Source organism: Streptomyces kurssanovii, from assembly GCF_040677245.1.
Classification (GTDB): Bacteria; Actinomycetota; Actinomycetes; order Streptomycetales; family Streptomycetaceae; genus Streptomyces; species Streptomyces kurssanovii.
This window is the reverse complement of the sequence record NZ_JBFAQK010000001.1, coordinates 257,652-274,205: the sequence shown is the minus strand read 5'-3', so window position 1 is coordinate 274,205 and position 16,554 is coordinate 257,652. Positions and strand designations below refer to the sequence as shown.

14 protein-coding genes and 1 riboswitch are annotated in these 16,554 nt (G+C 71.7%); of the genes, 6 read left to right on the top strand and 8 right to left on the bottom strand.

The annotated features are described in order from the left end of the window. Window positions 1-135 precede the first annotated feature (135 nt). Entirely contained in the window at window positions 136-2,571 is a 2,436-nt protein-coding gene (gene pcrA, locus AB0K36_RS01330) for a DNA helicase PcrA (RefSeq protein WP_364586631.1), read from the bottom strand. Between the two features lie 241 nt (window positions 2,572-2,812). Further along, window positions 2,813-2,975: riboswitch (cyclic di-AMP (ydaO/yuaA leader) on the top strand. A 2-nt stretch (window positions 2,976-2,977) separates the two neighbouring features. Between pcrA and AB0K36_RS01325 the strand changes: the two genes are divergently transcribed. After that, window positions 2,978-4,144: a C40 family peptidase gene (locus AB0K36_RS01325; RefSeq protein ID WP_364586628.1), complete on the top strand. Its 1,167-nt coding sequence runs from the start codon at window positions 2,978-2,980 to the stop codon at window positions 4,142-4,144. A gap of 86 nt (window positions 4,145-4,230) precedes the next feature. Here AB0K36_RS01325 and AB0K36_RS01320 read toward each other — a convergent pair whose 3' ends face one another. Continuing rightward, window positions 4,231-4,584, bottom strand: a complete 354-nt coding sequence (locus AB0K36_RS01320; RefSeq protein WP_364586625.1) for a hypothetical protein — start codon at window positions 4,582-4,584, stop codon at window positions 4,231-4,233. A gap of 345 nt (window positions 4,585-4,929) precedes the next feature. Between AB0K36_RS01320 and AB0K36_RS01315 the strand changes: the two genes are divergently transcribed. Together AB0K36_RS01315 and AB0K36_RS01310 are read left to right on the top strand one after the other, a co-directional pair. Then, window positions 4,930-5,988, top strand: coding sequence for a C40 family peptidase (locus AB0K36_RS01315; RefSeq protein ID WP_364586623.1), 1,059 nt, complete (start codon window positions 4,930-4,932; stop codon window positions 5,986-5,988). Between the two features lie 98 nt (window positions 5,989-6,086). Next, window positions 6,087-6,233: a hypothetical protein gene (locus tag AB0K36_RS01310; protein ID WP_364586620.1), complete on the top strand. Its 147-nt coding sequence runs from the start codon at window positions 6,087-6,089 to the stop codon at window positions 6,231-6,233. Window positions 6,234-6,249: 16 nt separating this feature from the next. On the opposite strand, the gene AB0K36_RS01305 is transcribed toward AB0K36_RS01310, so the two are convergent. Beyond that, window positions 6,250-6,939 carry a LuxR C-terminal-related transcriptional regulator gene (locus AB0K36_RS01305; RefSeq protein WP_189466770.1) on the bottom strand — a complete coding sequence of 230 codons (690 nt, stop codon included), beginning with the start codon at window positions 6,937-6,939 and terminating at the stop codon, window positions 6,250-6,252. Further along, window positions 6,936-8,225 (bottom strand): PspC domain-containing protein, encoded by a 1,290-nt coding sequence (locus tag AB0K36_RS01300; RefSeq protein ID WP_364586616.1) that lies wholly within the window; start codon window positions 8,223-8,225, stop codon window positions 6,936-6,938. Before AB0K36_RS01300 ends, AB0K36_RS01305 begins: the two co-directional genes overlap by 4 nt. 244 nt (window positions 8,226-8,469) lie before the next feature. Between AB0K36_RS01300 and AB0K36_RS01295 the strand changes: the two genes are divergently transcribed. After that, window positions 8,470-9,747, top strand: coding sequence for a PspC domain-containing protein (locus AB0K36_RS01295; protein WP_364586613.1), 1,278 nt, complete (start codon window positions 8,470-8,472; stop codon window positions 9,745-9,747). Further along, complete coding sequence (locus AB0K36_RS01290) at window positions 9,734-10,054, top strand: hypothetical protein (protein WP_364586610.1); 321 nt, start codon at window positions 9,734-9,736, stop codon at window positions 10,052-10,054. Before AB0K36_RS01295 ends, AB0K36_RS01290 begins: the two co-directional genes overlap by 14 nt. Here AB0K36_RS01290 and AB0K36_RS01285 read toward each other — a convergent pair. The 3 genes from AB0K36_RS01285 to guaA all read right to left on the bottom strand — a co-directional run bounded on the left by AB0K36_RS01285 (window position 9,964) and on the right by guaA (window position 13,681). Next, window positions 9,964-10,482, bottom strand: a complete 519-nt coding sequence (locus AB0K36_RS01285; protein ID WP_364586607.1) for a DoxX family protein — start codon at window positions 10,480-10,482, stop codon at window positions 9,964-9,966. The two genes, AB0K36_RS01290 and AB0K36_RS01285, sit on opposite strands and share 91 nt — an antisense overlap. A 126-nt stretch (window positions 10,483-10,608) precedes the next feature. Then, the gene (locus AB0K36_RS01280) at window positions 10,609-11,874 is read right to left on the bottom strand and encodes a hypothetical protein (protein WP_435877742.1); all 1,266 of its coding nucleotides are present in this window, start codon (window positions 11,872-11,874) and stop codon (window positions 10,609-10,611) included. Window positions 11,875-12,085: 211 nt separating this feature from the next. Continuing rightward, a complete protein-coding gene (gene guaA / locus AB0K36_RS01275) occupies window positions 12,086-13,681 on the bottom strand; it encodes a glutamine-hydrolyzing GMP synthase (protein WP_364586601.1) in 1,596 nt (531 codons plus the stop codon). 311 nt (window positions 13,682-13,992) lie between these two features. Here guaA and AB0K36_RS01270 point away from each other — a divergent pair, with 311 nt between their 5' ends. Continuing rightward, on the top strand, window positions 13,993-14,280 hold the full coding sequence (locus AB0K36_RS01270) for a chorismate mutase (protein ID WP_364586598.1): 288 nt from the start codon (window positions 13,993-13,995) through the stop codon (window positions 14,278-14,280). A gap of 517 nt (window positions 14,281-14,797) precedes the next feature. Here the strand turns inward: AB0K36_RS01270 and AB0K36_RS01265 are convergent. Beyond that, a complete protein-coding gene (locus tag AB0K36_RS01265; RefSeq protein ID WP_364586595.1) occupies window positions 14,798-16,483 on the bottom strand; it encodes a hypothetical protein in 1,686 nt (561 codons plus the stop codon). Window positions 16,484-16,554: the final 71 nt, after the last annotated feature.

Sequence of the window (16,554 nt, the reverse complement as noted above, 5' to 3'; positions counted from 1 at the left end):
GGCAGCGGCGGCTGTCGGCGTGCGCACACGCGCACGGTCGTCGGGACAGCCTTCCGCGTACGCCTGACGTACGTGTCCTGGCATCTCCGGCATACGCGCCCGCCCCCGCAGGGGACGGGCACCGTCGTCAGAGCGTCAGAGCTTCTCGACCGGGGCGTACCTGAGCAGCAGCCGCTTCGGCTTCTCGTCCCCGAAGTCGATCGTCGCCTGTGCCTCGGACCCCGACCCCTTGACCTCGACCACGGTCCCCAGGCCGAACTGGTCGTGCGTGACCCGGTCGCCCACCACCAGCGAGATCACCGGCTTGTCGCTCGTACGCCGCGTGGCGAAGCCGGACGCGCCGCCGCGTGAACGTGAGGAGGACAGCGAGGACGCGATGCCGGACGTCGGTCCGGCGGGGGCCGCCATCGGCCCCGTCCGCTTCCAGGTCAGATGCTGGCCGGGGATCTCCTCGAGGAACCGCGACGGCGGGTTGTACGACGGCTGTCCCCAGGCGCTGCGCATCGAGGACCGCGTCAGATAGAGCCGCTCACGGGCGCGGGTGATGCCCACGTAGGCCAGGCGCCGCTCCTCCTCCAGCTCCTTCGTCTGCCCGAGGGCCCGCATGTGCGGGAAGACGCCGTCCTCCATGCCGGTGAGGAACACGACCGGGAATTCGAGGCCCTTCGCGGTGTGCAGGGTCATCAGCGTGATGACGCCGGTGCCCTCTTCGTCCTCGTCGGGGATCTGGTCGGAGTCGGCGACGAGCGCCACCTGCTCGAGGAATTCGGCGAGTGTGCCGGTGCCCTCCTCCTCACCGCGGGCCTGCTCGAACTCGAGCGCCACGGCGGCCAGTTCCTGGAGGTTCTCGATGCGCGTCTCGTCCTGGGGGTCCGTGGACGCCTGGAGTTCGGCCAGGTAGCCGGTCCGCTCCAGCACGGCCTCGAGCACGACGGCCGGACCCGCGCCCGAGTCGACGATCGTGCGCAGCTCCTCCATCAGCACGTTGAACCGCTTGACCGCGTTGGCCGAGCGGGCCGCCATGCCGTACGCCTCGTCGACGCGGCGCAGCGCCTGCGGGAAGGTGATCTTCTCGCGCAGCGCGAGGGCGTCGATCATCGCCTCCGCGCGGTCGCCGATGCCGCGCTTGGGCACGTTCAGGATGCGGCGCAGCGGGACGTTGTCCTCGGGGTTGGCGAGTACCCGCAGGTAGGCCAGCACATCGCGGACCTCCTTGCGCTCGTAGAAGCGCACACCGCCGACGACCTTGTAGGGCAGGCCGACGCGGATGAAGATCTCCTCGAAGACACGCGACTGGGCGTTCGTGCGGTAGAAGACGGCGACGTCACCGGCCTTCGCCTCGCCCGCGTCCGTGAGCCGGTCGATCTCGTCGGCGACGAACTGGGCCTCGTCGTGCTCGGTGTCCGCGACATAGCCGGTGATCTGGGCGCCGGCGCCGGCGTTCGTCCACAGGTTCTTGGGGCGGCGGGACTCGTTGCGCTCGATGACGGCGTTGGCGGCGGAGAGGATCGTCTGGGTGGAGCGGTAGTTCTGCTCCAGCAGGATCGTCGTCGCGTCCGGGTAGTCCTCCTCGAACTGGAGGATGTTGCGGATGGTCGCACCGCGGAAGGCGTAGATCGACTGGTCGGCGTCACCGACGACGCACAGCTCCGCCGGCTCCAGGTCCTCGTACCCCTTGCCCACCAGCTCGCGCACGAGTGTGTACTGAGCGTGGTTGGTGTCCTGGTACTCGTCGACGAGGACGTGCCGGAAGCGGCGGCGGTAGTGCTCGGCGACGTCCGGGAAGGCCTGGAGCAGATGGACCGTCGTCATGATGATGTCGTCGAAGTCCAGGGCGTTGGCCTCGCGCAGCCGCGCCTGGTACATCCGGTACGCCTCGGCGAGCGTCTTCTCGAAACCGTCCTGAGCCTGGTCGGCGAAGGTCTCCTCGTCGATCAGCTCGTTCTTCAGGTTCGAGATCTTGGCGCTGAAGGACTTCGGCGGGAACTTCTTCGGGTCGAGGTCCAGATCGCGGCAGACGAGCGACATCAGGCGCTTCGAGTCCGCAGCGTCGTAGATCGAGAACGACGAGGTGAAGCCCAGCTTCTTGGACTCGCGGCGCAGGATGCGCACGCACGCGCTGTGGAAGGTCATGACCCACATCGCGTTGGCGCGTGGCCCCACCAGCTGCTCGACGCGTTCCTTCATCTCGCCGGCGGCCTTGTTGGTGAAGGTGATCGCCAGTATCTGGCCGGGGTGGACCCGGCGCGTGCCCAGCAGGTGGGCGATCCGGTGGGTGAGCACCCGGGTCTTGCCGGAGCCGGCGCCGGCCACGATGAGCAGCGGTGACCCTGTGTGCACGACGGCGGCGCGCTGCTGCTCGTTCAGCCCGTCGAGCAGGGCGGCGGGGTCCACGACGGGGCGCGGGGCGCCGTCGCGGTAGTACCCGTCGCGGGCCGGAGGCACGTCGAAGGCGCCCTGGAAGAGGTCGTCCGGAAGCTGCTCCGGAGCCGGGTCCTCGGGCGGCGGCGGGGGCCCGTCCGCGTCGGGCCGGAGGTCCGCCAGGAAGCTGTCGTCAAAGAGGCTGCTCATCGCTTAACGAGTCTAGGCGGCCGGACCGACAACCGTGGCCGCACCGGGACACCGGCGCACGCAACGGTATGTGACAGGGCGGATCCGCCGGGCGACCGACGGCCGGACCGGCGGCCCGCCGCCGAAAAAGGTCACGAAAATGTATCGGACATATCGAACATCAACCTTCACAGCAGACGCACGAGTTGGCTAGCGTGCTCGACCAGGCGGCCCGCACCCCTCCCGGCGAACCACGCCGAACGGGCGGCCTGCGCCGAATCCGGGCTTCTCCCGAGGGAGTTCGGAACCGGGGACCCACCAAGCACCACCGGGGTGAATCGGACCGTGCCCCCGCTCGGTCCGTAGGGCGTCTTCCGTTCGCCCGAACCCGACAGCTAACCCGGTAGGCGGTCCACGGAAGAAGGAGATGCCGGCCTTGGCGTCGCATCGCAAGCCCCGCAGCCGTACCGCAAAACCGTCCACCGCCGTCGGATTCACCACGGCCGCCCTCGCCGGTGTGACGCTGCTCTCCACACAGAGCGCCACCGCCGCGCCGTCCGACCCGAAGCCCAGCATCGAAGAGGTGCAGAAGAAGGTCGACGACCTCTACCGGCAGGCGGGCAGCGCGACGCAGGAGTTCAACAAGGCCAAGGAAGCCACGGCGGAGAAGCGCCAGGAGGTCGACCAGCTGCTCGACGAGGCCGCCAAGCGCACCGAGAAGCTGAACGAGTCCCGCCGCGCCCTCGGCAACTACGCGGCCGCGCAGTACCGCACCGGTTCCGTCACCCCCACCGCCGCGCTGATGTTCGCGGACAGCCCCCAGGCGTACTTCGACCAGACCCAGTTGATGGACCGGATGACGGACCAGCAGCGCAGGGCCGTCAGCGAGTACGAGACCGAGCGGGCCGCGGCCGCGAAGCAGCGCGCGGAGGCCACCAAGCGCCTCGAGTCCCTCACGGACTCCCAGGAGGCCCTGCGCACCAGCAAGCAGACGGTGCAGACCAAGCTCGCGGAGGCACGCGCCCTGCTCTCGGAGCTGACGGCCGAGGAGAAGGCGCGCCTCGCCGCGATCGAGCGGGAGAAGGAAGAGGAGGCGCGCCGCAAGGCCGAGGCCAAGGCGAAGGCGGAGGCAGCGGCCCGGGCGGAGGCCGAGCGGCAGCAGCAGGAGCGCGAGACCGCCCCCGACACGGGCACCACCGACCCGGGCACCGACACCGGCACCGGCACGGACGACGGCACCTACGCGGCCAAGGCGGACAAGGTCCTCGCGTTCGCCCGTGCCCAGATCGGCAAGCCGTACGTCTGGGGCGCGACGGGCCCGAGCTCGTACGACTGCTCCGGCCTCACCGCGGCCGCGTGGAAGGCGGCGGGGGTGGACCTGCCGCGCACCACCTGGGACCAGGTGAAGGTCGGCACCCGTGTCGAGACGGCCGACCTGCTCCCCGGTGACCTGGTCTTCTTCTACGACGACATCAGCCACGTCGGCATCTACATCGGCGACGGCAAGATGATCCACGCGCCCAAGCCGGGCACGAACGTCCGCGAGGAGTCCATCTACTACATGCCGATCTACGGCAGCGTCCGCCCCGCCTGAAGCCCCGCGGGAGCGACGCGAGGTGCCCCGGTGCACCGGTGCCCGGGCGGCCGAGCCGCCCGGGCACCGTCATGTCCGCGCGCGGGTCAGGTCCAGAGCGTGGCGATGAAGATGTTGGCCACGGTCAGGCCGCCCACCGCGCCGAAGAGCGCCTTGTCGACCTTCTCCTCGTCCCGCTTGACGTACACGAGGCCGAGGATCACGACCAGGACCGCCAGCTTGACGCCGATCTTGAGGTTGTCGACGGTCTGGTCGTCCGCCTGATTCAGACCCACCAGGGCCACACCCGTGACCAGCATGGTCAGCGCGCCGTGCAGCATCGCGGGGTTGAAGCGGGCGGTGCCCTCGCCCATCGCCTTCATCTGGGTCAGGAACCCGCCCAGCAACGAGGCGATACCGATGATGTGCAGTGCGACGAAGACATTGATGAGTACGTCCATGGCCCGGAGCCTAGCCCGGCCCATACCACCGTCCGCCGGGCAGGTGGCCCTGTCCGCCGCATCGGTCGGGGGACCGACGCGATGCGCGTCCGCGACGACGGCCGGCCGTTCATCAACGGTTGCCGGACGCCCATTTTCGGAGATTTACGGTCGTTGTGTCCCGCCCACCCCGGCGCGGTCCTAGCGTCCTGCCCCAGGTGGCCGACTCCCCGCGAGCCGTCGTACAGCCGGACGGCACTCGGCCGCCACCGCCGGAAGGTCCTGCGGCGGACCGCTTCCCCCCTGTGCGGCCCGCCGCCGGACGCGGTGCGGCGGCAGGGACGACGGAAGGACGTGGAAGCCCTCGTGGCAGCACACCGGGAACACCGAAAGCCCCGTGAGCGCCGGCTCGACGGACCGGCCGCCCGTACCGCGCTCTCCCTCGCCCTGGCAGGCGCGGCGGCCACGACCGCGTTCGACGGCACGGGACACGCGGAACCGGGCCTCACCCCGGCGCAGATCCAGGCCAGGGTCGACAGGCTGTACCAGGAGGCTGAGGTCGCCACCGAGAAGCACAACGGCGCCAGGGAACGGGCGGAGAGCGCCCGCAGATCACTGGACTCGCTGCGCGACGAGGCGGCGCGCCGGACCGAACGCCTCAACACGTCCCGCAACGCCCTCGGTTCCCTCGCCACCGCCCAGTACCGTGACGGCGGCATGGACCCCGGTCTGCGCCTCGCCCTGACCTCCGACCCGGAGGAGTACCTCCGGCGCGCCGCCCTCGCGGAACGGGCCGGGGCGCTGCAGGCCGCCGCGGTCTCCGACGTGCGGCGTCAGTTGAGGGATCTCGCACAGCTCAAGGCCCAGGCCGGTGACCGTGTCGCCGAACTCGAGGCGCGCCGCGAGGAACTGGCCGGCCACAAGGCCGCCGTGCGGAGCAAACTCGCCGCCGCGGAACGCCTGCTGGCCCGGCTGACCGCCGAGCAGCGGGCCCGGTACAACGGCGGCACGGCATCGGACGGACCGGCGCGGGCGGACCGCGCCGGCACCCCGCGCGGCACCCTGAAGGCCCCGAACAGCCGCGCGGCGCAGGCCGTCGCCTACGCGTACGGAGCGATCGGCAAGCCCTACGTGTGGGGCGCGACGGGCCCCGGGTCCTACGACTGCTCCGGGCTGACGCAGGCCGCCTGGCGTTCCGCCGGGGTCTCGCTGCCGCGCACCACATACACCCAGATCAACGCCGGCGCGCGGGTGCCCCGTTCCCAACTCGCGCCGGGTGACCTGGTCTTCTTCTACTCCGGCGTCTCGCACGTCGGCCTCTACATCGGCGGCGGGCAGATGATCCACGCCCCGCGTCCCGGTGCCCCGGTGCGGGTCGCGCCGATCGACCAGATGCCGTTCGCCGGAGCGACCCGACCCGCGTGACCCGGCCGGGCACGGCCCGGCATCGGTCCGCTTGCCCGTTCCCGGGCCGGTGCGACGACCCCGGGGCCCGTTCCAGCCCTGACCAGCAGCAGCCGTCGGTGTTCTCCGCGTTGCTGACCGCGAAGGCCTTCGACGCAGGCTGCCGGACCGTGTGGCTGGAGCCCGGCGCCCCGGACGTCGAACGGGTCTGCGCCGCCGTCGGCCACGTCCGGGCCGGCGACAAGACCGACATGTCCCTGACCTGACGCAGCGACCGGCGCGTCACACCAGGCGGCGTGCCGTCGCCCATCGGGTGAGCTCGTGCCGGTTGGACAGCTGAAGCTTGCGCAGCACCGCGGACACGTGCGACTCGACCGTCTTCACCGAGATGAAGAGCTGCTTGGCGATCTCCTTGTACGCGTATCCGCGCGCGATGAGCCGCAGCACCTCCCGCTCCCGCTGCGTCAGCCGGTCCAGGTCCTCGTCGACCGGCGGCGCGTCGGTCGAGGCGAAGGCGTCCAGCACGAAACCGGCCAGCCGCGGCGAGAACACCGCGTCGCCGTCCTGCACCCGGAAGATGGAGTCGACCAGGTCGGTGCCGGTGATCGTCTTGGTGACGTAGCCACGGGCGCCGCCGCGGATGACGCCGATCACGTCCTCCGCCGCGTCGGACACCGACAGCGCCAGGAACCGCACCGGGTTCTCCGCCGCCGCCATCAGCGAGGCGCAGCGGCGCAGCACCTCGACCCCGCCGCCGCCGGGCAGGTGCACGTCGAGGAGGACGACCTCGGGGCGGGTCGCCGTGATCACGGTGACCGCCTGGTCGACGTCGGCGGCCTCCCCGACGACCTCGACGCCCGTGCTCTCGGTCTGTCCGATCTCGGCCTGCACCCCCGTGCGGAACATCCGGTGGTCGTCGACGAGTACGACCCGCACCCGACGCTCTGTGGTCTCTCCGGCCGCCTCGGTCATCCGTCCGCCCTCTCCATCTCGAGCTCCACTTCCGTGCCCCCTCCGGGCACGGAGCGCAGTCGTGCCGTCCCGCCGTTGCGCTGCATACGCCCGATGATCGACTCCCTGACGCCCATCCGGTCCTCCGGTACGGCGTCCAGGTCGAATCCCGGCCCCCGGTCCCGTACGGACACGAAGACCGTACGGCCCTCGACCTCCGCGTACACCTGCACCGCCCCTCCCGCGCCACCGTACTTGGCGGCGTTGACCATCGCTTCGCGGGCGGCCTGCATCTGTGCGCCCAGTTTGTCGTCGAGCGGGCAGTCGCCGACGACGACGACCTCGAGCGGGACCCCGTGCTTGTCCTCGACCTCGGCGGCCGCCCTCTTGACCGCCTCCGCGAGGGTGTCGGGCTCCTCGTCCTCGTCCTTGCCGGTGCCCTCCGGCTTGTAGAGCCAGTTTCGCAGTTCGCGCTCCTGGGCGCGGGCGAGCCGGCGCACCTCACCGGCGTCGTCGGCGTTCCGCTGGATCAGGGTCAGGGTGTGCAGGACGGAGTCGTGGACGTGGGCGGCCACCTCCGCCCGCTCCTGGGCCCGGATACGCATGGTCCGCTCCTCGGACAGGTCCTGCGTCATCCGCACCAGCCACGGTCCCGCGAGCAGGGCGACACCGGCGATGACGGCGACCGCGGCGGTCAGCACATTGCCCAGCTGGGCGGCCGAGCCGCGGACGACCATGAACACGGTCAGGCCCATGCCGACGAGGGCGACGCCGGCCAGCGCCCTGGCAAGCTGGAGCAGCCGCCGCCGGCGGCCCACGTCGGTCCAGCGGGCGCGGCGGGCGTTGTCCGCCTGTCGCCAGACCAGGACCACACCCGCGCCGATGAGCAGCGTCGGCCAGACGTAGCGGTTGCTGCCGCGCATGTCGACGTTGCCGACGAAGACCGCGGCCCCGAAAAGCAGGGCGACCATCGCGAACAACTGGCCCTTGTCCGGCTTGCGCAGCCGGCGGCGCCCGTCAGGCGTCGTCTCGAACACCGAGCGCGGTTCCGCCGCCCTGCCGCCGACCCCGAGGGGGACGACGATCCAGAACACCGCGTAGAGCACCGCGCCCAGGCCGTCGGCGAGGAACAGCCCGAGGAAGACCAGGCGCACCCAGACGACCGGCAGCCCCAGATGCCCGGCCAGTCCGCGGGCCACACCGCCGAGCATCCGCCCGTCGGCGCTGCGGTACAGCTTGCGCAGAGCCGGTTCCTCCGGCAGCGGGATGCGCGAGGGGCCGGTGGTTCCGGGCGTGGCGACTGGCATGCACCGATCGTCACACGGCGGAACGGGACGCGGTATCAGGGTCGTCCCCCAACCGTCCCTGATCCCCCGGGATCCCGGGGGCCTCCTTCGGTCCGGAGGACGGGCCGGGGACGCCGAGGACGCCGAGAGGGATCGTCCCGAGGAGGCTCGGACGCCGTCCCGAGGGGGCTCGGGGACGGAAATCAGGGAACGGCCAGGGTCGCCGCGGCTCCCGCCCGACCCCCCGGCCCGTCACCATGGACCCATGACAGAGCAGCCGACCGTCCCGCCCCCCGAGGCACCCCAGCTGCGCCGCTCCCCGCGCCACAAGGTGGTGGCCGGTGTCTGCGGCGGACTGGGCCGCTACTGCGACGTGGACCCGGTGATCTTCCGGATCGCGGTCGGCGTGCTCTCGGTGACCGGTGGAATCGGGCTGATCTTCTACGGCTTCGCCTGGCTGCTGGTCCCCTCGGAGGACGACGAGGAGAACGAGTTCCGCCGGCTGCTGTCGGGCCGGGTCGACGGCGCGTCGTTGACCGCCGTGCTCCTCGCGCTGATCGGCTGCGGGATCTTCCTCTCCATGCTGGGCAACGACAGCGCCCTCTCCTTCGCCGCGCTGCTGTCGCTGGCGGTCACCGGAGCGGCCGTGTGGTCCCAGCGCCGCCGGCTCGCCACGACCGAAGGCGCACCGATGGACACCGCGACGGCGCACACGGTCGCGGAGGCCCCGCCGGAGACCAAGGCCCCGCCTGCGCCGGAGAGCCCTTCCTGGTGGCGCGACCCGATCGTCAAGGACGGCACGACCGGCCCGGTGCCGACCGGCTATCTGTGGGGCCCCGACTCGGCCGTGGAGGAGGTCTCGGCGCCGCACGGCCGGGGCGGACGGGGCGAGGTGCCGCCGCACAGCCGCGGTCCGCGGGGCATCGGCGGCGCGGTCTTCCTCCTGGCGCTCGTCGCGGGCGGTCTGGGGACGGGACTGAGCTGGGAAGGGCAGCCCCTGGGCACCGCCCTGCAGATCGGGCTGGTGGCCGCGCTGTCGGTGTTCGGGCTCGGCCTGCTGGTCAGCGCCCTTCTGGGCCGCACGGGCTTCGGCACGATCCTGTTGACCCTCGTCACGGCCGGACTGCTCGCCGGCGCCTCGGCGCTGCCGAAGGACATCAGTACGAGCTGGGGCGAGCAGCACTGGCGGCCGGCGTCGGTCACCGCCGTCGAGCCGCTCTACGAGCTGGGCACCGGGGTCGGCACCCTCGACCTGTCCACGCTCTCCGTCCCCGCGGGCGAGGTGGTGTCGACACGGGCCGAGATCGGGGCGGGGCAGCTCAAGGTCGTGCTGCCGAAGGACGCGACGGTGAAGCTGGACGCCGAGGTGGGCGTCGGCGACGTCCGGCTCCCCGGGGACACCCCCAACGACATCGACGTCGGCCCGAGCCAGGACCGTCGGCGCACGCTGCCGCCGCCCGCCGGGGCGGAGCCGGCGGGCACGCTGGAACTCACGCTGGAAGTGGGCATCGGACAGGTGGAGGTGACCCGTGCAGCGTCATGAGTCCGGTCATGGGGCCGTGCGCCACGGGGCGGGCGGGCCCCGCCGCGAGTTCCGGCACGGCTTCCGCCCCGCGAGGTTCGTCGCGGGGCTGTGCGTACTGACAGCGGCGCTGCTCTACGGCGGCGACGCGGGCGGCGCCTGGCACACGCCCTGGTGGGTGGCGTTCCCCGTGGTCGTCGGCGGCTTCTTCGTGGCGGGCCTGGTGGCCGCCGTCCACTACGGGGTGCGGCGCCGGGCCGCGATCAGCGCGTCGAGGGAGAACAGGGAGGCGCCCGCGAGCACCAGCGGCAGCCAGGCCATCAGGTAGGCGAGGTCGTTGCCGTAGTAGTACGGGTCCGTCTGCCAGCTCACCGTCAGCCACAGGCTCAGGGAGATCAGCGCCCCGCCGAGGGCGGCGAGCCGGGCCAGCAGTCCGATCAGGGTGCCGATACCGACGGCCACTTCACCGAGGGCGATGGCGTAGCCGAAGCCCTCCGGGTTCTTCAGCGCCAGATCGACGAGCGCCGGCACGGCGGACGAGTCGCGCACGGCGTTCATCATCTCGCCGATGGAGCCGGAGCCGGTCGCCGACATGAACGCGCTGTCGGTGAGTTTGTCGATGCCCGCGTAGATGAACGTCACGCCGAGGAAGACCCGCAGCGGCAGCAGGGCGTACCGGCCGGCCCGCTCCCTGAATCCGCGCGGTCCGTCGTCGAGCGCACCATGGTCCGCCGTCGCCCGATGAGTGTGTGTCATCGCTGGTCCCCGCCTTCAGTCGACCCGTCGCCCGACCATACGTACGGCGCGGCCGCGCCGCTCACCAGATTAGTCACAGACCTTGTGACACACGGGTCCCGCGACACACGGGTGAACAGCGAGGAGTCAGTAGGTCACTTCGATCAGGCAGCGGTTGCTCTCCACGCCGGCGGCCGTCACCACCTGCACGTCGACCTGCCCCGGTTCGACCTCCGCCGGCACCGGCACGGTGAGCACCGTGTCCGTCGGGTTGGCGAACCCGCCGGGCACGGGGATCAGGGGGACGTGCACATGCACGGCCCCGATACGGACGACCATGCGGGCCAGCCGGTCGGGCGCGCCCGCGCCCGGCGGGACGAAGCCGGAGCCGCGGAGCTCGATGTCGTCGCCGGTACGGATGGGTCCGTCCAGGTCACCGGCCTCCCGGGCCCGCACCACCGACATCACCACGGGCCGGCCGCCCTCCGCGTACTTGGCCGCCAGGTACGTCGCCGCGGAGACGGCCATCAGCAGGACGGCTCCCCACGGCAGCTCCGGCAGCTGTCCCGGGCCGCGCCCGAGCCGCACCAGCGTGTACGTCATGGCGGCGGCGCTCACCAGCACGTACTGCACATCGGCGAAGGAAGCGCGGCCGTCGTCGTCGCAGACGAGGTCGCGGAGGTGGGGCCGGTCGGCCGGCACCTTCTGCAGCCGCTGGCCCTGGACGCGCACGGCGACGACCCGGCGCACCAGCACGGCGACCGCGCAGACCAGGGCGAGGACGGCCAGCAGGCCGGCGCCCCGGCCGAGGGCGAGGCCGCCGGCGAGGCGGTCGTGGTCGGCGGGCGCGGAGGACCATGCCTGCTGCAGCGCGAGGACGAGCACCGCGTAGCAGACGACCAGCACCCAGGCGGTGGCGACGGAGCGTGAGGTGGAGAGCCGGTTGTCCTCCCCGGCCAGCGGCGCGAGGATCCCGCCGCGCGCCCGGTGGGCGTGGGCCCCGGCGGTGAGAGCACCGGCGACGGCCAGCGCGGCGAGCAGCCCCGCCGTACGGGCGCCGGTCCAGCCCGCGCCCATGGCGGTCACCAGCTGGACGGTGGCAAGGACACCGAAGCAGGCCCACACGGCGACCAGCGAGCGCAGCCTGAGCCGCCGCAGCCGGGAGCCGTCCGCCTCCCGGCCGCGGTCGGAGACCGTACGGGCGGCCTGCGTCAGCTCGTCCGACACCCACTGGCGCGAGGCGCCGGGCGAGTGGGCCACGCCCGCCGGCAGTCCCTGGCCGGCTGCGAACTCCTCGCGCAGGCCGACGAATTCGGCCACCGCACGCCGGTGGCTCTCGCGCGCGCCGTGCACGCACTCGTCGCACCGTCCCGCTTCCTGCACCGCCACGACCGAACGCCACCTCTCACGCATCAGGAAGAACAACCGCCCTGTGATGCATGGGAATTGTGCCGCACGCAAGCCGCCGCCACCCCGATGGCCGAGGCCAGGCCGGGTGAATCACGACCTCACCGTGTTGACGCCACCTCGCCGGTCGGCGCCACGTCTTCGGCCCGCGGCCGGAACGACGACGCCGCCGCTCGGACGAACGAGCGACGGCGTCGGCATTGAAGTCGGGGAGAGGTCACTCCCACTCGATGGTGCCCGGCGGCTTGCTCGTCACGTCGAGGACCACGCGGTTCACGTCCGCGACCTCGTTGGTGATCCGCGTCGAGATCTTCGCCAGCACCTCGTACGGCATCCGCGTCCAGTCCGCCGTCATCGCGTCCTCGGACGAGACCGGGCGCAGCACGATCGGGTGGCCGTAGGTGCGGCCGTCGCCCTGGACGCCGACGCTGCGGACGTCGGCGAGCAGCACCACGGGGCACTGCCAGATGTCGCGGTCGAGACCGGCCGCCGTGAGCTCCTCGCGGGCGATCGCGTCGGCCTCGCGGAGCAGGTCGAGCCGCTCACGCGTGACCTCGCCGACGATGCGGATGCCCAGACCCGGTCCCGGGAACGGCTGGCGCTGGACGATCTCGTCCGGCAGGCCGAGCTCCTGGCCGACCATGCGGACCTCGTCCTTGAACAGCTTGCGCAGCGGCTCGACGAGCTCGAACTCGAGGTCCTCCGGCAGACCGCCCACATTGTGGTGCGACTTGATGTTGGCGGTGCCGGTGCCGCCGCCGGACTCGACGACGTCCGGGTAGAGCGTGCCCTGGACGAGGAACGCGACGTCCTCGCCGCCCGCGGCCTCGGCCACGATCTCGGCCTGCGCCTGCTCGAAGACCCGGATGAACTCGCGCCCGATGATCTTGCGCTTCTCCTCGGGGTCGGAGACCCCGGCCAGCGCCTCGAGGAAACGGTCCGCCGCGTCGACGACCTTCAGCTGGACGCCGGTGGCGGCGACGAAGTCCTTCTCGACCTGCTCCGTCTCGCCCTTGCGCATCAGACCGTGGTCGACGTACACGCAGGTGAGCTGGGAGCCGATGGCCTTCTGCACGAGTGCCGCGGCGACCGCGGAGTCCACACCGCCGGACAGACCGCAGATCGCGCGCTTGGTGCCGACCTGCGCGCGGATGGCCTCGACCTGCTCGTCGATGACGTTGCCCGTGGTCCAGTTCGGCTCGATGCCGGCGCCGCGGTAGAGGAAGTGCTCGAGAACCTGCTGGCCGTAGGTGGAGTGCATCACCTCGGGGTGGTGCTGCACGCCGTACAGCTTCTTCTCGTCGTTCTCGAAGGCGGCGACCGGCACCACGTCGGTGGACGCGGTGACCGTGAAGCCCTCGGGAGCGGCGGAGCAGGCGTCACCGTGCGACATCCACACCGACTGCTCGTCCGGGGTGCCCTCGAAGAGCGTCGAGCCGCTCTTGGAGACATGGAGGTCCGTGCGGCCGTACTCACGCGCGCCGGTGTTGTCGACGGTGCCGCCGAGCGTCGTCGCCATCAGCTGGAAGCCGTAGCACATGCCGAAGACGGGGACCCCGGCCTCGAAGATCGCGCGGTCGAGGCGCGGGGCGCCCTCCGCGTAGACCGAGGAGGGACCACCGGAGAGGATGATCGCGCGCGGCTTCTTGGCCAGCATCTCCGCCACCGGCATGGTGGACGGGACGATCTCGCTGTAGACCCGGGCCTCACGGACGCGGCGGGCGATGAGCTGGGCGTACTGGGCACCGAAGTCGACAACGAGGACTACGTCCGGGTTGGAGTGGTCGGCTGCGGCGGAGGGTGCTGCTGGCACTGGTGGCGGCCTTCCGGCGGGGAGAGAGGGTCTGCTTTGTCGATTCTACCGGCGTGCCGGAGATCCCCTTTCGTCTCACCATCCGAACCCGGTTTGCCCGGCGCCGCCGGGCCGGGTCCATACTGGCCGCATGCAGAAGCAGCTGACCTCCGTCTTTACCTATGGCACCGGCCCGTCCGGCTGCCATGGTCGTGCTGCCTAGCTTCAGACAGCGACTTACCAGGCGCCCCGGGCCGACAAGGCCCGGGGCGCCTGTGCGTTTCCGGACCGTGCCGATCCGGGGCCCCACCGATACCCGAGGAGCCCATGAGATGTCCGTCACCGAGACCGAGAAGACCGGCGCCCGCACCGAGACGGCCGCCACGGTGATCACCGGAGCGCGTGAGCGCATCGACGCGCTCGACGACCGGATCATCGGCCTGATCCAGGAACGGATGGCCGTCTCCGCCGTCATCCAGGACGCCCGGATCGCCTCCGGCGGCCGCCGGGTGAACCTGGCGCGCGAGATGGAGGTGCTGGGGCACTACAGGAACGCGCTGGGCAAGCCGGGCACGTCGATCGCGATGACGATGCTGGAGCTGTGCCGGGGCCGGATCTGACCGGCCCGGGTACTCCTGCGTATCTGCGTTCGGGCGCATCCTCACCCGTACGGCGCGTGACGCGCCCTGCCGGTCCTCGTTGGTCCCGTTGTCCGTGCCAGCCAGGGGCGGCCTCGAAAAAACCACGCGTGGCTCCGCTGGTGCGTGTGACGTACTGCAGGTACGTCGTGGGACCTCGCACCAGCGCGCGTGACCGGTCGGCAGGGGACAGCAGCCCGGTCACCCCAAGCGGTCGGCTCCGGGGACGCCCGGCGCCGGCCGCATCCGGTCCCGACGGTCGCACAGGCCCGTCACCCCGTCCCGCACGACGCGACACGAGCACGTCCCCTCTCCGCGCGACCACATGACCGAAGGCCGGGACCCACCCGGCGCGTCCCCTCGCGCCTCTCTCCCCCTCGACGCGGTGCGACCCCCGGCCCCGCGGCCCGGCACCGGTGCTTCCCTGTCGCCGGTGCCGACCGGAAGGGCCCCGCGGACATGACGTCCACGGGGCCCTTTCGCAGTGTGTCGCGTGCGCCTACGCGGAGCGGCGGCGACGGGCCGCCACGAAGAGCACGCCGCCCGCGGCGAGTGCGACGGCGGCTCCGCCCGCGGCCGGCAGGGCGGTGCTGCCGGTGGACGCCAGCCCGCCCTGGGCGGAGTCACCGCCGGTGGTGTCGGCCGAGGACCCGCCGGCCGAGCCGGGGCCCTTGTCGTCGTCATCGTCGCCGGAACCACCGGTCGAACCGGAACCACCGGTCGAGCCGCCGGTCGAGTCGCCCGTGTCGCCCGGGGTCTCCTCGTCGCCGGTGCCGTTCAGCACGATCCAGCCGTCGTCGTTGGAGGCGTCGCCCTCCCAGGGGTTGTCCCACTTGGGCAGAGAGATCTTGCCCTTGGCGCCCTCGACGACCTTGTCGATACGCAACTCGAACGGGAAGTCGCGCTTCTCGTCCTCCAGGAACGGGGTGCCCGCCCAGCACAGGTACTGCGACTCGTCCTTGCCGTTCCCCGTCTGCGTCGGGCCACAGGCCGCGGGGCTCCTGGTGACGCTCGCGCCCTCCGGCACGTCGACCGTGAAGGTGATCGGCTCCCCGCCCGCGCGCAGCGAACCGAGCCATCCCGGGCCGTGGTTGCTCAGGGCGACGCCGACCTTGACGACATCCCCCGCGCCGCCGTCGGCACGGCCGCCGGTCAGGTCGAGGTCGAAGGTGTTCTTCGTGGGGAGGTCGATCTCCGCGTACTGCACGTACTCGTCGCCCTCCGCGGCCCGCCGCACCGGCTTCAGTCCGAGCTCCGGACCGTTTCCGGCACGGAAGTCGTGGCCCGCCCGCAGCTTCTCCGCCTGCTTCGGGGAGACTGCGGTGAAGTGGTAGCCGAAGATGTCACGGAGCGCGAAGGGAGCGCTCTTCACGTTCACCGGCTCGCTGAGCTCCCACGCCTCGCCCGGCCCGAAGGTCCCCTCGAACGAGCAGAGAACGACCTTGCGGTAGCGGATCAGGTCCTCCTTGTCCTCCTCGGCGTACTGGCAGTTCTCGTACTCGTCGGGGAACGACAGTCCACGGCTCGCCGAGAACCGGAGCACCACACCGTCGGCGGCCATGCTTCCGATGTTCTTGAAGCCGAGCGGCGCCGTGTACGTGTCGCCCGCGACGAAGTCCTCCGGCTCCGCCGGGAGCTTCTTCATGCGCAGTTCGGGGCCACCGACGAGGACGTCGACGGTGTGCTCGGTGAACGCGAGGCCCTTGCCCTCACCGGTCACCTTGATCCGGCCGAAGTCACCCGCCTTGCTCCCGTCCGTGATCTCGACACGGATGTCGTGGGCGGGGTTGAGCACATCCCCCGGGTACAGGCTGTCGGACGTGCAGACCGCGACGAGCCCTTCCGCCTCGCACGGCAGGTCGACGTCGGCGAAGCCCTCGAGCTCGGTGGCGTCGATGGTGATCGAGTAGCCGTCCGTCTGCACCGGAGCCGGGTTCGGCTCGACGTCAGGGTCGTACGCGCCCGGGCCCTGGACCCGGATCTCGACGTTGGTCTCCGTCGGGTCGACGTTGCCGCCGCTCAGCGAGAGGTCGAGCTTGTCCGTTCCGGTGATGGTGACCGGCAACGGCGCTTCCTCCGCGTGCGCGGTCCCCGTGACGCCCACGGCTGCGAGCGCCACGGCGGCCAGGCCGGCCAGTGCCGTCCGGCGCCGTGCAGAACGGGCGGGGACGCGTCTGATGTCCACTCAATTCCTCCGGTGCACGGGGCGTCACTCGAGGGGTGACACCTCGCACATGTGACCTACCGGTCCCGCGG

Excerpts from the sequence above, each read along its gene's own strand:
- AB0K36_RS01300 (WP_364586616.1), bottom strand. The coding sequence starts at position 8,225 with ATGCCAGTCGCCACGCCCGGAACCACCGGCCCCTCGCGCATCCCGCTG.
- AB0K36_RS01270 (WP_364586598.1), top strand. The coding sequence starts at position 13,993 with ATGTCCGTCACCGAGACCGAGAAGACCGGCGCCCGCACCGAGACGGCC.
- AB0K36_RS01295 (WP_364586613.1), top strand. The coding sequence starts at position 8,470 with ATGACAGAGCAGCCGACCGTCCCGCCCCCCGAGGCACCCCAGCTGCGC.
- AB0K36_RS01305 (WP_189466770.1), bottom strand. The coding sequence starts at position 6,939 with ATGACCGAGGCGGCCGGAGAGACCACAGAGCGTCGGGTGCGGGTCGTA.
- AB0K36_RS01280 (WP_435877742.1), bottom strand. The coding sequence starts at position 11,874 with ATGCGTGAGAGGTGGCGTTCGGTCGTGGCGGTGCAGGAAGCGGGACGG.
- AB0K36_RS01320 (WP_364586625.1), bottom strand. The coding sequence starts at position 4,584 with ATGGACGTACTCATCAATGTCTTCGTCGCACTGCACATCATCGGTATC.
- pcrA (WP_364586631.1), bottom strand. The coding sequence starts at position 2,571 with ATGAGCAGCCTCTTTGACGACAGCTTCCTGGCGGACCTCCGGCCCGAC.
- AB0K36_RS01285 (WP_364586607.1), bottom strand. The coding sequence starts at position 10,482 with ATGACACACACTCATCGGGCGACGGCGGACCATGGTGCGCTCGACGAC.
- AB0K36_RS01325 (WP_364586628.1), top strand. The coding sequence starts at position 2,978 with ATGCCGGCCTTGGCGTCGCATCGCAAGCCCCGCAGCCGTACCGCAAAA.